Below are 13626 nucleotides of genomic sequence, written 5' to 3' on the forward strand. Positions count from 1 at the left end.
CACCGGTGTGTCGCCAACGGCACGCGGCGCGAGCGAGGCGTGTTTAGCCGCGGTCGTTCAGGCTATCCGGCTGGTGATGGCAGAGCGGGAACGTGTGGGGCTGGTGCTGGCCGGTGGCGGCGCCCGCGGCGCGTACGAGGCGGGCGCGCTATCCGTCCTCGGTCCCGAACTGCGGCGACTAGGACACCGGCCCACCATGTTCGTTGGCACGAGCGTTGGGGCGAAGAACGCTGCCGGGTGGGCAGCGGCACGCCACCTCGACGCGGAGGAAGCCGCCACACGTGGACTTGAGGCCTGGCGTGCCGTGGGTCGCGATCGCATCATCCGGTCGTGCCTACTGCGCCAACTGCCGCTGGCCGTGGCGAGCTCGCTCGGCAGGCTGCTACCGGTGTCCAGCAGCCACCAGATCGCACTCTTCGATCCGCAACCCATCGAGCGCGCCCTACAAGACTGGGTCGATCTGGACGACGCGCACCAGAACGTGAGCACCGGCACCGCCGACGCGCTCGCGATCGCGGCTACCACGGCGCGCACCGGCCGTACCGTCGTCTTCGTCGACACCCAGCAGGCTCTGCCGCCCCACCAGTCGCACGCCCTTGACTACGTCCGCACGCCCATCGAGCGAACCCATCTGCTCGCGTCGGCGGCGATCCCGGTGCTGTTTCCCGCTGTCGAGGTACCGAACCCACCCGAAGCCCAGGGGTGGTACGTCGATGGCGGGACCAGGCTCAACGCCCCTATCAAGCCCGCGCTCGACCTCGGCGCGGACCGCCTCGTCGTCATCGCCACGGACGCCATCAGCCAGCGCCAGCCCGCGCCAGAACTCGCCGCGAGCAGGCCGCCAGACGTCTTCGACGGCGCGCTGCACCTGATGGAGGGCGCGCTGTCCGATCCGCTCACCGAAGACATCATCACCCTCGGCAACGTGAACCATTTCTTCGCCGGAACGACAGCTCCCCGCGCGGCGCGCTACCGCCGCACCCGAGGAAAACCTCCGTATCGCACGGTCCCCTACCTCTACGTCGCCCCGGAACGACGTGGAGCGCTCGGCGAGCTCGCGAGCGACGTCCTGCACAGCCGCCATCGCGGCATCACCAGCCTGCGCTCACCGCTACGACTCCTGCTGCGCCACCTCGTCAGCGCTGACAGCCCCGCCCACGGAGAACTGCTCAGCTACCTCTTCTTCGACCCCGACTTCATCGACGAACTCATCCATCGAGGCCAGCAAGACGCGCGCCGGGCGCTGGAAGCCCAACCTCACCCGGACTCGCCATGGCGAATCGGACCACCAGGAACGCTCACCGCCACACCGCGACACGACGCCGAAACGGTCCGACCGCCTCGCTGAGCCGTCCTCCATACCGGCGTTCACTCGGACAAGATGACAGACCATCGCGTCAGCTGGCTGCCGCTATGTGGCTCGTACGCCGTCCGAGTATTTCCGCAGGGCGTCGAAATCGCGGATGGTGATCTTGCCGCGTCGCACCGAAACAAGGTCGTGGCGCACGAGATGCCCCAGCGCCGTGGTGGTGCGTTCACGGCTGGCGCCGACCAGCGACGCCAACTGCTGATGAGTGAGCTTGACCGGCGCGTCAGGCTGCCTGCGCGCCAGCGAACACAGCGTTCCACACAGCCGCTCCTCGATCGTCTTGCAGCTGAGGTCGGTGAGCCGTTGTTCGAGTTCGTCGATCCGCGTCGACAGGGACTCCGCGATACGCAGCGCGATCCGAGAGTCGGTGAAGAGCAGCCCCCTCACGTCGGCCTCGCTCATCAAGCAGAGTTCGGTCGCTTCCAGCGCTTCGGCCCAGTTGCTGCGCATCCGAAGCCCAAGCAGCGACAACTCCCCGAAGACGGTGCCTGGTTCGAGTACCGCGTTCGTGACCGCGCGCCCGTCGGGTGCGAGCCGATACAAGCGGACGCGACCCCGTTTGACAATGAACAGCACCTGCAGTGGCTCGGTCGGCGAGTACACGACTTGCCCCGGCGCGAGGGAACGCCTGGGCGCGCGAGCACTCAACGCGGCCATCTCTCGCCGGGACAGGTCGCGGAACAGCTCGACCTCGGCGATGCAATACTGCTCGTCAGCAGGGCTGCCTGGTGAATGCATCAGGCAATTTATCCTCAACCGATTCCGATGCTGTGTCCAATTGTTCGAGCAGTTCGTTGAGTTCGGGGTTCCCCATCGAGATCACCCGCTGCCCCAACAGGTAGGTCGGGGTTCCGACGACTCCTGGTGGGAGCGGCTGATCCGCGACCTCGGCGAGATCAACGACCTCGACCGGCTGGTCCGGGCGGGCCTGCCGCACCGCATCGACGACGCGCAGCGCGGTGCGGCAGCTCATGCACCCTTCAGCGACATAAACCCGCAGGATTGGCCGGTCAGGAGAACAGGTGGTCATGAACGGACGCGGCGACGCAAGCCGTAGAGGACACCCGCGGCGATCAGACCGAAGATGACGTGCCCCATGAGGCTCATCCACTGGTCGCTACCGACCTTGAACACCATGTCGAACATCTTCGGATCGGCCGTGACCGACAGCCACAACGGCATGACGATCAGCGCGCCGAGCACCCACCAGGCGACGCCGTAGATCATGCCCGCGCCGAGTACGGCGGCGATGTTGTCAGCGAAACCCCAGGCGATCACGCCGAAGATGGCCCCAATGATCGCCGAGTTCACCAGGTGTACCAGGAAACCGACGAAGGCGTTCTCGACTCCGATGAGCATGCCCACCATGGGCAGCATGCCCATCATGGCCATGAGCATTCCGAACACGACGCCACCGACGAGGCCCGCGATAACGCCGTTCGTGATGCGGGCACCGAAGCCAGCTTGGGTGGTGTGAGCGGTCGTGGACACGATCAGGCTCCTTTCCGGGCAGCACCGACCCTCGGTGCCGCGGGCATACCGTGGTGCCCACGCGGCGAGAGTTCGGTTACGCCCGTAACACAACGCCGCTGGCGTGACCCGATCGTGACTCGCCGGACCGGATCATTCGGCGAGCGAGGCCAGCCGTTCGATGTCCAGCAGCTCGATGGCGCCGTAGCGAACGGCGATCAGGCCTTTACGTTCGAAGTCCTTGAGGATCTTGTTCAGCGACGGGCGTTGCACCCCGAGCATGGCGGCCAGCGTGCGCTGTGGCAGCGGCACCGCTCCGGCGACCGCCTCCTCCGCGAGCAGGCGCGCGACCTGTTGTGTCAGGGTGCGGCCAAGTATTCCGATGATGCGATCCTGGCTGGCCGCCAGCCGCATCGCCACACTCGACAACCACCGACGCGCGATCGCGTGTCTGCTAGCCAACAACCGTTCGAACGACTCCCCGTCGAGAAACAGCACAGTGGACTCATCCAGCGCATGTCCGGTGTAGGGCAGCGGCATCTCCAGCAGGTGCTGGATGTCTCCGTCGACGTCACCAGGCCCGATGACGTGCACGACCGCTCGTCTGCGACCCGAACCAACGGACAGTTCGATCCGTCCGCGCTGCACGATCCACACGCCGGATGGCGCGGAGCCGCCGCGGAAGACGACAGCGCCGCGTTCCACGGTGACGGTACGCAGCTCAGCCGCGAGAGCGGACAAGTCCGCTGCCGAGAACGGCGCTGCCTCACCGCGCCCAACGCAGCGCGCCACCCACGCGGCCTGGCGGATGGCCAGTTCGTCTGGACTGCCACCGCCCAGGCGCCGGAGAGTGCGCTGCAGTGGATTCGCGGGGGACTTCGAAGGTTCCATGTCTGCGTCCTGTGTCCTCGGGAGCCGGATGGGCCGAGGCGTAAGACACCGTCGTCCTTCCATCGTGCGCTGCTATGTAAGCGCGCTGACAGTTATCTTTCGCCCAGGCATCCGGTTGGGTGAGATATCCGCACACGTTCTCGCGCCGAAACGAGTCTGGAGTTCTCTGGTGAATGCGCTGCGATTGATCGCGGTTCTCCTGTCGAGTTTGGTGGCGCTCGCCGCATGCGGCACGGCGGCCGATGAGGGTACGGAGAGTAGCGGAGGAACGCCCCAACTCGACTTCACCGCGACGACTCTGGATGGTAGCGAGTTCGCCGGGAAGACGCTCGCGGGCGAACCCGCCGTGCTGTGGTTCTGGACACCGTGGTGTGCGATTTGCCAGCACGAAGCGAGCTTCATCGCCGACATGGCCGACAAGCACGGTGATGAGGTCACGTTCGTCGGTGTCGCCGCTCAGGACGACGTCGAGGCCATGCGGGCCTTCGCCGACAGGTACGGCATCGATTCCTTCACCAACCTCAACGATGCGGATGGTTCAGTCTGGGCGACGTTCGATGTGCCCGCCCAGCCCACGTTCGCGTTCATCAGCGCCAGCGGTGACGTCGAGCGAGTCAACGGCACCGTGACCGAACAGGCGCTGGAACACTGGATCGACACCCGTGCACAGGCGTGAGCGCGGATGTTCGACGCCGGTATCCTGGGCTTCGCGCTGGCGGCAGGGCTTGTAGCCGCATTCAATCCCTGCGGCTTCGCCATGCTTCCTTCGGCGCGACGCCGTTAGTTCGCCGCTTGTCGCGGCCTGCCACGCAGGGTGATCCGCTTCCCTTCGCGATAATCGCGCAGCTCATCGACGCCTGGCCGCGAGTTGAGCAGCCGCTCCCAGTCGAAGATCGACTCGACCTCGAAGCCATAGGTCTCGAGCATGTAGCGCACCGCGGCCTGGTTCGGAAGGCCAACCAGAGCGGCACCCTCCCACGAGTAGGCATCGGCGGCGGCTAGATGCTGCCTCGCGGTGTCGTCGCGTCCCAGCCGGACGATCGGACGATCGGTGCGTCGTCGATTCACATTCGTGTCGATGATCAGGTGCCGGGGGCGTAACGCTCTGATGAGTGTGAACAGTTCGGGCCAGCGCAGTGTGTGGTAGAGGAATCCGAGGCACATCACGACATCGACGTCGAGGTGCTCGGTGGTCAGTTTCTCGAACACGTCACCGCGGATAAACCGATAGCGCGTCGGATCGACGTCGTAGCGGGCGAACGTTTCGTTGGCGTTGTCGACCAACTCTTTCCGGGCCTCGATTCCGACGACGTGGGCGGCACCGGCGTGTAGCGCGGCGAAGGACCACCGCCCGTCGTGGCTCGCGATGTCGAGCACCCGAGCACCGGCCAAGACATCGGTGTTAGCGGCGATGATCGCCTCGCAGCGCAGGTTCAACCGCTCCCGCCACGCATAGGTATCGCTCGTCTCGAAAAACCGCGGCCAGGTATCGAAGAACCCCGCATTATCGTCTGCCTGTGACGCCGTCAGAGTCCCCTCGACCTCACGCTGCCAGATACGGAATCACTCCCACTGGTCATCTACCTTGGCAAGACATCGACCGTAACATCTCATTTAATAGAACACATCATTTGGGCACCGAATTGAACCTGGTTGAAATAGCGGCATCGAAAGTGTCTTTTCGCTGACAAAACAGGGCAGCGTCACGACCCCGCCCAGGGTCACGAAGCGCGGGCGGCGGAACTCGACAGCACGCTCGCCCGGCCTCGGCGCCGCGTCCGCCACCGACTGGCCACGGAGCTTGACCTTCCAGTCGACTGGAAGGTGCACGCTGATCGCAACGGAAGGGAGCCAGCATGGTCGAGCGCAGCTTCACCGTCAGCGGCATTCACTGTGGTGGATGCGCCAGCAACATTGAGATTGGCTTGCGTCGTCTCGACGGAGTGCGGCGAGTCACGGCCGACCCCGATACCCATGTGGTGCGAGTCCGCTTCGATGAGCAGCGCCTCGACGCTGACGCCGTTGCCACCCGCCTCGCACGACTCGGATTCCCGGTAGCCGACGCCGCGAGTGAACAGTGACGGCTACCCAGCGGGGCGAAGACGTCGAGTCCGGCCGCCTGCAGGTCAAGATCGGCGGGATGCACTGCTCGTTCTGCGCGCACACCATCGAGCGCGCCCTGGGCCGCATGGACGGCATCGAGCAGGTGAACGTGTCACTGGCGCACGAGGAGGCGCTGGTCATCCACGATCCCGATCTGGTGCGGTCTGGACAGATCCGCGACGTGCTGCGCGATCTCGGCTACACGATCCGCGACCCACGCAAGGTCGCCGCGCTGGCTGAAGCCGAGGCGGAACTGGCAGAGGCGCGCTGGCGGCTCGCCGCCGCCGCGGCGGCCACGGCGATCGCGGGCTGGTTGATGATGCTGATGCTCGCGGGCTATCACTTCGCGTTGCTCCCGTGGATCATGCTGGCCCTGGCGGCGCAGGTGGTGTTCGTGGCGTGCTGGCCGTTCCTGCGGATGACTCTGGCGTCGCTGCGGCGCGGCATACTCAACCAGCACGTGCTGATGGTCGTCGGCGCGTTCGGCGGCATCGCGGGCGGACTGATCGGCCTGGTCGAACCCACATTTCCGGCGGCGCACTTCCTTGGTGCCGCGATCTTCATCGCCACCTATCACTTGCTGTCGTCGTTCGTCTCGATCAAGGTGCGAGCCCGCTCGTCGGAAGCGGTACGCAAACTGCTCGACCTGCAACCCCCGGTGGCACGGGTCGTCCGGGAGGGCCGCGAGCACGAACTGTCCATCGCGGACGTCGCCGTCGGGGATATGGTGCGCGTCCGCCCTGGTGAGGCGATCCCTGTCGATGGTGCGGTGGCCGATGGCGCGTCCAGTGTGGACGCGTCGATGGTCACCGGCGAACCCATTCCCGAGGAGAAGGCCTCGGGGGACGAGGTGATCGGCGGGAGCCTCAACCAGACCGGCACCCTGCTGATCGAAGTCACTCGAACCGGACAGGACAGTTACCTCGCGACCGTGGTGCGTTACGTCGAGGAAGCTCGCGCACTCAAACCGGGACTCCTGGCACTGGTCGATCGCATCCTGCGGGTGTTCGTGCCCGCGGTGCTGCTCATCGCCGCTGGCGCCCTGCTGTGGTGGACGTTCGGCGCGTGGCTCGTCACCGGCGAGGCCGACGTGCGCCGTGGCGTGTTCGCCGCGCTCGCGGTCGGCGTGATGGGCTACCCGTGTGCGCTAGGCATGGCGACGCCGCTCGCGATGATCCGCGGCGGCGGTGCCGCTGCCGAGCGCGGCATCCTGATGCGCTCGGCTGACGCGTTCCAGGTGTTCGGCCATATCGACACCGTCGTGCTCGACAAGACCGGCACCCTCACCCAGGGCGCACCTCGCGTGACGACGGTCGTCACCGCGCCAGGGCGGGACGAGCGCGAGCTGCTGCGGCTGGCCGCCGCCGTCGAGGACCTCTCGGAACATCCGTTGGGCCGTGCGATCGTCGCCAAGGCCGAGGACCACGGCGTCGACATCGCGGATGTGGACGACTTCAGCGCCCTGGTCGGCGAGGGTGTGCGAGGCTCGGTCGACGGCCATCGCGTCGTCGTCGGTAAGACTGGCCTCGCGGCCAGCGCGGGCGGACTCGGTGAGCTGGCCAGGCACGCGGCCGATCTGGAGGCCAGAGCTCACACCGTCGTTGTCGTGTTGGTCGACGACGCGCTGTGGGGCGTGCTCGCGATCGCCGATCCGATCAGGAGCGAGGCGGCCGATACCGTTGCCACACTGCGCGAACGCGGCATCGACCCAGTCATGCTCACCGGCGACAACGAACGCACCGCGACCGCCGTCGCGGAACAGGTCGGCATCACCACGGTCCACGCGGGTGTCCGCCCGGATGGCAAGGCCGAACGGGTACGAACGCTTCAGACGGCCGGACACCGGGTGGCGATGGTCGGCGACGGCATCAACGACGCCCCCGCACTCATGCAGGCCGACATTGGCATCGCCATCGGCGCGGGCACCGACATCGCCATCGAAAGCTCCGACGTCATCCTGGTGGGCCACCGGCTCATGGCGGTGGCCGAGGCGTTCGACGTGGCAGCCGATTCCTACCGGCGTACCAAACAGAACCTCGCGCTGGCTTTCACGTTCAACGGCATCGGCGTGCCACTGGCCACCACCGGCCTGGTGCACCCGGCCTGGGCGATGCTCGCGATGGCCGCCAGCGTCACCATCGTGCTGCTCAACTCGTTCGGGCTGGGCGCGCTCACCCCGAGCGCCTGGCGACGGTTCACCACTCCCACCCAAGCAGCCAGCGACGACCACCGCCATCGCGCGGCGGCGGCCGAGGAGACTCCCGCATGACCGCACCGCAGGACACCGCCGACGAAGCGATCGAACGCGTACCGCGTCACTGGCCCTGGTGGGCGCCTTGAACTGCGGCACTCGCCATCACCGCGATCGTGATCGGCATCGGCAGCTGGATCGTCCTTACCCAGAACGACACCGACGCCATGGGAAACATGGGCGCTGACGCTGGTGCGCTCCCGCCCCCGGTGACCGGCTACTACGACGGGGAACGGATCCAGTTCCTGCACACCGAGACCTCCGAACCCGACGGCGCACGCGGCCCGTTCGGCTTCCAGCCCGACGTGTTCGACACCAGCAACGAACCGGAGATCGTCGTCAACATGCCAATCACCACTTGGCCCGGCGGCGAGCGACAATGACCCCAGAGGTGAGCGACATGCGCATCGGAGACCTTGCCAGCAAGGCCAGTGTCAACCCGAAAACCATCCGCTACTACGAGAGCATCGGGCTCCTGCCCGAACCCGAGCGCACCCACGCCGGATACCGCGCCTACACCGAACGTGACACCGACCGACTGGTGTTCATCAAGACCGCGCAGCGACTAGGCCTGCGACTCGACGAGATCAGGGAGATTCTCTCGCTGCGAGACCAGGGACAGCGGCCATGCGACTACGTCCGCGAGACCCTGCGCCACCAGGTCACCGAGATCAACCAACGCATCACCGAGTTACGGACACTCCGCGACGAGCTCGTCTCGCTCGACGCACTGGCCGACGACCTCATCAACACCGACGTCGCGCACGGCTGCCCGCTCATCGAGCACGCGCACCGCTGCGAGCAGTAGCGGGGTCTCGGGTGCGGGGCCATGACTGCCCGGTTCGACGCCCTCGCCGACAGTCACAAGTTCGCTGCTACCTGCCACGCTTCCGCAGGACCAGTGTGGTCATGGACGGCGTGGCGCATCAGCTCAGGCACAGCGGCGGCATGACGATGAGTTCGATCCGGGATGCGGGGCGACTCGACGTCTCGTGCCCTACGTCGTCGCCAGCATCGGTTACCTGTCCGGTAGGCGGATACGCCAACACCCCGAGAACAGCTCAACGTGAAACGACTGGCGAAACCCAAATCAACAGATGAGCGGAAAGGACTCGCCGCGGCTACGGAACGTCGTGCGGGAGCGGTCGGGAAGACAGGAGACGTCGTGACCGCCACGTACTTGACACTGTACAGACCGGTGTGACTGGCCACGTCCGACCAGTCAGAGCTGCTGGAACACCGTGAAGCTCTCACCGTTGTCGTCGGAGTGGTAGATAGCGGTATCAGTGGCGATGTAGATCTCATCCTCACCGTGCGTGGTAATCGCTTGCGGACTGGCGGACACCGTGTCGCGCATCGTCCATGTGCCGCCACTGTCGTCGCTGACATGCACCGCCCCCTCCGGGTCGACGCCGACGAGCCGATCGCTGCTTGGCCAGTCCAGGAGTATCAGCACCGGCGAGCCGTCGACGACGGAGAACTCGCGCCCGCCGTCAGTGCTGCGCGCGACCCCGTCACGTGTGGTAGCCAGGATCTCCTCGGCGTCATTCGGGGACACCGCGATGTCGGCCAGGCCGACCTGCGTGCGACTATCCCAGGACTTCTTGTCCTTGCTCACCATGAGCTGACCGGTCTGGCTGTCCCAGCCGTAGACGCGATCATGCTTGTACTCCATCGCGTGAAAGTCGACCTCACCCGACAGTGACAGCGGCGTCCAGGTCTGCCCGGCATCGGTGCTCTCGATCAGACCGAGATTGCCCGGCTGGTCATGCTCCTCGGGCCCGGCATGGCCGGAACCGAGGAAGTGGTCTTCCCCGACGACCGTGAACCCCATGAAGTCCCTGGTGAGCCCGGCGATCTGCTCGGGAGCACCGTCTCCGGTGATGCGGAAGACGCCGTGATGACTACCCGCATACAGCGTGTCATCGGCCGGATTGACTCCGAGCCCGTGGATGTGCGCCAGCGACACGCTGCCACCCTCACCGGCGTCGTGACTGTGGCCCTCACCGCCACCGTCACTACACGCGCCGACGACGAATGCAAAGACGACGACCGCCCCAAGCCATCCCGTGCCGCGCCCCAACCGGGCCTTCCGGGTCCTGACCGCCATCCCGCACTCCCTGATCAACTCCAGTCCAATGAAATCCTAGGCAAGACAGTAGATGCGGCGTGCGCGGCCAGCGTCATTGCCCTAGGTGTACTGGCAGAATATATTCGCACATACGGATATCTGGCAGTGATGCACTGAAAGTAACGGTGAACGATGGGCAAGGCGAAGCAGCAGGCCGCGCTGCTACCGACCGACGACGGCGGGGTGGAGATGGTGGCGAAGTTCTTCCGCGCCCTGGGCGATCCGGTGCGGCTGCGGTTACTGGAGTTCCTGTTGACGAAAGAACACACGGTGACCGAGTGCGTGGAGTGGATCGGACTGTCGCAGGGACGGATCTCCACTCACCTGGCGTGCTTGGCCGACTGCGGCTACGTGCGGGTGAGGCGAGAGGGCCGCTTCGCCTACTACCGCGTTACTGACCCTCGGGTCGCCGACTTGGTGCAGCTGGCCCGGTCGCTTGCCGCCGACAACGCAGCCGCACTGGCAGCCTGCGTGCGCATCACCCCCGCCACTTGACAGGGCCATAAGCGAAGGGAGATACGGGATATGCGGTACGACCTAGCGGTGATCGGATCGGGCGGCGGTGCGTTCGCCGCGGCGATCGCCGCGCGCAACAAGGACCGCTCCGTGGTGATGATCGAGCGCGACACCGTGGGTGGGACGTGTGTGAACACCGGCTGCATCCCGTCGAAGGCGTTGCTGGCTGCCGCCGAGGCGCGGCATACAGCCTTGTCGGCTGAGCGTTTTCCGGGTATCAGGGCCGGTGCGGATGAGGTGGCGTTCGCCGAGTTGATCGCGGGCAAGGCGGGACTGGTGGCCGACATGCAGGCCGAGAAGTATGTCGACCTGGCCGCGGAGTACGGCTGGGAGATCCTGCGAGGGCAGGCATACTTCACCGACGGTCCGGCACTAGAGGTCACCCTCACCGACGGCGGCACCACCCGAGTGGACGCCGAGCACTATCTCGTCGCCACCGGCTCCGTGCCATGGGCACCCCCGATCGAGGGATTGGACGACGTCGGCTACCTGACCTCGACCACCGCCATGGAACTGCCCGCGCTGCCCGAGTCGATGCTGGTGATCGGGGGAAACTACATCGGGCTGGAGCAGAGTCAACTCTTCGCCCGTCTCGGCGTGCGGGTCACAGTGGTGGAGATGGAAAACCGGCTGGCCCCCGGTGAAGAACCAGAAGTTTCCGAGGGCATCGAGCGCGTCTTCGCTGACGAGGGCATCACCGTACACACCGGCGCCACCGTGACTGCTGCCCACCGCGCCGACGGGCAGATCATCACCGCGCTCCGCCGAGGTGATGGCACCTTGGTCGAACTGCGTGCCGACGAGCTGCTGGTGGCCACCGGACGTAAACCGGCCACCGACGGGCTGAACTTGGCCGCGGTCGGCGTCAAGACCGGCGCCCACGGCGAGATCATGATCGACGAGCACCTACGAACCGCCAACGCCCGGATCTGGGCAGCCGGGGATGTCACCGGACACCCCCAGTTCGTCTACGTCGCTGGCGCGCACGGCGCCCTGGTCGCCGACAACGCCTTCGACGGCGCCGACCGCACCCTGGACTACCACCACCTCCCCCGGGTGACCTTCACCAGTCCGACCATCGCCGCCGCGGGGCTGACCGATACTCAAGCCGTCGAGCAGGGCCATCGTTGTGAAAGCCGCGTCCTGCCCCTCGAGTACGTTCCCCGCGCGCTGATCAACCGTGACACCCGCGGGCTGATCAAACTCGTCGCCGACCGAGACACCGGGCAGTTGCTGGGTGCCCACGCGCTCGCCGACGGTGCCGGCGATGCCATCGCCACCGCCGTCTACGCCCTGGCCAACCACATGACCGTGCGGCAGCTAGCCGACCTGTGGTGCCCGTACTTGACCATGGCCGAAGGAATCAAGCTCGCAGCCCAGACCTTCACTCGCGACGTGTCCAAACTGTCCTGCTGCGCATCCTGACACCACCACACGACGATCTCGAGAGAAGCCGTGATGACCGAGTCTCCGAACCTGGAACTGAACAAAGCGACCGCAGCCGCCGCGCTGACCGAGGCCGCGCGCCACCTGCACCTTACGGTGCTCACAACCTTCGCCGAAACTGGCCGTGCGCCGACCCGCGCCAACCTCATTCGTGCAGCCGACGACAACGGCATCGTGGCCGACGACGCGTTGAACGAGCTGGCCGCCCGGGACGTCGTCGTCTTCAATGACGAGGGCGAGATCCGTGCCGCCTACCCCTTCTCTCCGATCCCAACGGCGATCCGGGTGAGCTGGGATGGCGGACCCACCGTGTATTCCATGTGTGCCGTTGACGCACTGGGCATCTCAGCGATGCTCGACCGGCCGGTCACCATCATGGCTACCGAGCCCGACACCGAAGCCACTGTGACGGTCCGTGTCGACGGCGACAAAGCCCATTGGATACCAGAATCGGCGGTGGTGTTCGCCGGTGCGACCGACGACGAATGCTGCCTCTCGGTCGACAGCACCTGCGGACACATCAATTTCTTCACCACGGCCGAAGCCGCACACACCTGGGCGGCGGACCACCCCGAGGTATCCGGCGTCGTGCTGAACCAAACCAATGCACTCGCGTGCGGCGTAGCCGAGTTCGCGTCGCTCATGCACACTGCCTAGCACTCAGGACGGGATCACGTCGAAGGGGCTCGCCAAGCTCTCGGCTCGATGTCGCCTCGGCTCGCGGCGTGGCCCGGACCCGAAGACCGCGCCACGCCTCAACTTGGCGCGCTTCTCGGACTTGTTGCTCAGCTGGTCTCCTCGTTTCCATCGCGGTCACGACCACACCAAGTTCACTGGAGTAAGGAAGGCCTCGTGCTGTCATCCGGATGACAGTCCAAGTCGTGGCTGCCACTACTGGTGGTGAAATCGGAGTATTCGTCCACGAGGGAAGGCTGATACCGGTGGCTACAACTGGCGACGAGCACGACGACACGCCGACAGTCGTCGAGATCTACTGGCGGCAAGGGTGCCCGTTTTGCATGATGCTGCGCGCCCGCCTCAAACCGACCGGGCTGCCACTTCGCGAAGTCAATATCTGGGAGGACCCGGACGCGGCCGCGCGGGTTCGTGCGGTGGCCGACGGCAACGAGACCGTGCCTACGGTGTTCATCGGCGAGCACGCGATGGTCAACCCAACCGCTAATCGGGTAATGGCAGCCGTGCGCGACCACGCGCCGCATCTGCTACCCACGCGGGAACGATCCGCGAGGTGGCGTCGGTTCTTTCCCCAACTCCGCTGACGGAGCGGACAGCCGCTTACGGCAAGTCGCCCGGATAGCTACAGGAATCAAAGTGCTGTGTCAGCGACCGGACAATTCCGTTGACACGCGCCGGTAGCCGCACTGTTGTCCAGATCCATACGAATTCCGCGCCCGATGATTGTGGAGTGACCCTCTTCCTATGGCCAAT

General features: G+C 65.9%; 16 protein-coding genes. 10 read left to right on the forward strand and 6 right to left on the reverse strand.

Annotated elements, in window-relative coordinates:
• Positions 1-76: 76 nt before the first annotated feature.
• Positions 77-1348, forward strand: coding sequence for a patatin-like phospholipase family protein (locus tag ACFQGD_RS24075; RefSeq protein WP_345389494.1), 1272 nt, complete (start codon positions 77-79; stop codon positions 1346-1348).
• A 63-nt stretch (positions 1349-1411) separates the two neighbouring features.
• Here ACFQGD_RS24075 and ACFQGD_RS24080 read toward each other — a convergent pair whose 3' ends face one another.
• From ACFQGD_RS24080 to ACFQGD_RS24095, 4 genes are all read right to left on the reverse strand, one after another.
• On the reverse strand, positions 1412-2107 hold the full coding sequence (locus ACFQGD_RS24080) for a Crp/Fnr family transcriptional regulator (RefSeq protein ID WP_345389497.1): 696 nt from the start codon (positions 2105-2107) through the stop codon (positions 1412-1414).
• The gene (locus tag ACFQGD_RS24085) at positions 2082-2399 is read right to left on the reverse strand and encodes a hypothetical protein (protein ID WP_345389501.1); all 318 of its coding nucleotides are present in this window, start codon (positions 2397-2399) and stop codon (positions 2082-2084) included. The genes ACFQGD_RS24080 and ACFQGD_RS24085 overlap by 26 nt, the downstream gene beginning before the upstream one ends.
• Positions 2396-2860 (reverse strand): hypothetical protein, encoded by a 465-nt coding sequence (locus ACFQGD_RS24090; RefSeq protein ID WP_345389504.1) that lies wholly within the window; start codon positions 2858-2860, stop codon positions 2396-2398. The genes ACFQGD_RS24085 and ACFQGD_RS24090 overlap by 4 nt, the downstream gene beginning before the upstream one ends.
• 132 nt (positions 2861-2992) lie before the next feature.
• The gene (locus ACFQGD_RS24095; RefSeq protein WP_345389507.1) at positions 2993-3730 is read right to left on the reverse strand and encodes a Crp/Fnr family transcriptional regulator; all 738 of its coding nucleotides are present in this window, start codon (positions 3728-3730) and stop codon (positions 2993-2995) included.
• Between the two features lie 169 nt (positions 3731-3899).
• Here ACFQGD_RS24095 and ACFQGD_RS24100 point away from each other — a divergent pair, with 169 nt between their 5' ends.
• Complete coding sequence (locus ACFQGD_RS24100; RefSeq protein WP_345389510.1) at positions 3900-4406, forward strand: redoxin domain-containing protein; 507 nt, start codon at positions 3900-3902, stop codon at positions 4404-4406.
• A 104-nt stretch (positions 4407-4510) separates the two neighbouring features.
• On the opposite strand, the gene ACFQGD_RS24105 is transcribed toward ACFQGD_RS24100, so the two are convergent.
• Positions 4511-5167, reverse strand: coding sequence for a class I SAM-dependent methyltransferase (locus ACFQGD_RS24105; RefSeq protein WP_345389513.1), 657 nt, complete (start codon positions 5165-5167; stop codon positions 4511-4513).
• 419 nt (positions 5168-5586) lie between these two features.
• On the opposite strand from ACFQGD_RS24105, the gene ACFQGD_RS24110 reads away from it, so the two are divergent.
• The 4 genes from ACFQGD_RS24110 (at position 5587) to ACFQGD_RS24125 (ending at position 8892) form a co-directional block, all read left to right on the forward strand.
• A complete protein-coding gene (locus ACFQGD_RS24110) occupies positions 5587-5811 on the forward strand; it encodes a heavy-metal-associated domain-containing protein (RefSeq protein ID WP_345389516.1) in 225 nt (74 codons plus the stop codon).
• Complete coding sequence (locus ACFQGD_RS24115; RefSeq protein WP_345389519.1) at positions 5808-8102, forward strand: heavy metal translocating P-type ATPase; 2295 nt, start codon at positions 5808-5810, stop codon at positions 8100-8102. Before ACFQGD_RS24110 ends, ACFQGD_RS24115 begins: the two co-directional genes overlap by 4 nt.
• A gap of 98 nt (positions 8103-8200) precedes the next feature.
• Positions 8201-8467, forward strand: a complete 267-nt coding sequence (locus tag ACFQGD_RS24120) for a hypothetical protein (RefSeq protein WP_345389522.1) — start codon at positions 8201-8203, stop codon at positions 8465-8467.
• Positions 8468-8484: 17 nt separating this feature from the next.
• Positions 8485-8892 (forward strand): heavy metal-responsive transcriptional regulator, encoded by a 408-nt coding sequence (locus ACFQGD_RS24125; RefSeq protein WP_345389525.1) that lies wholly within the window; start codon positions 8485-8487, stop codon positions 8890-8892.
• Positions 8893-9306: 414 nt separating this feature from the next.
• On the opposite strand, the gene ACFQGD_RS24130 is transcribed toward ACFQGD_RS24125, so the two are convergent.
• The gene (locus tag ACFQGD_RS24130; RefSeq protein WP_345389528.1) at positions 9307-10194 is read right to left on the reverse strand and encodes a F510_1955 family glycosylhydrolase; all 888 of its coding nucleotides are present in this window, start codon (positions 10192-10194) and stop codon (positions 9307-9309) included.
• 153 nt (positions 10195-10347) lie between these two features.
• Between ACFQGD_RS24130 and ACFQGD_RS24135 the strand changes: the two genes are divergently transcribed.
• From ACFQGD_RS24135 to ACFQGD_RS24150, 4 genes are all read left to right on the forward strand, one after another.
• A complete protein-coding gene (locus ACFQGD_RS24135; RefSeq protein WP_345389531.1) occupies positions 10348-10710 on the forward strand; it encodes an ArsR/SmtB family transcription factor in 363 nt (120 codons plus the stop codon).
• A gap of 30 nt (positions 10711-10740) precedes the next feature.
• Positions 10741-12156, forward strand: a complete 1416-nt coding sequence (gene merA, locus ACFQGD_RS24140) for a mercury(II) reductase (RefSeq protein WP_345389534.1) — start codon at positions 10741-10743, stop codon at positions 12154-12156.
• A gap of 33 nt (positions 12157-12189) precedes the next feature.
• Positions 12190-12834 (forward strand): alkylmercury lyase family protein, encoded by a 645-nt coding sequence (locus ACFQGD_RS24145; RefSeq protein WP_345389537.1) that lies wholly within the window; start codon positions 12190-12192, stop codon positions 12832-12834.
• 362 nt (positions 12835-13196) lie between these two features.
• Positions 13197-13457, forward strand: coding sequence for a glutaredoxin domain-containing protein (locus ACFQGD_RS24150; RefSeq protein WP_390183655.1), 261 nt, complete (start codon positions 13197-13199; stop codon positions 13455-13457).
• Positions 13458-13626 lie beyond the last annotated feature (169 nt).

The organism is Haloechinothrix salitolerans, assembly GCF_042662605.1.
In the GTDB taxonomy this organism is placed as follows: Bacteria; Actinomycetota; Actinomycetes; order Mycobacteriales; family Pseudonocardiaceae; genus Haloechinothrix_A; species Haloechinothrix_A salitolerans.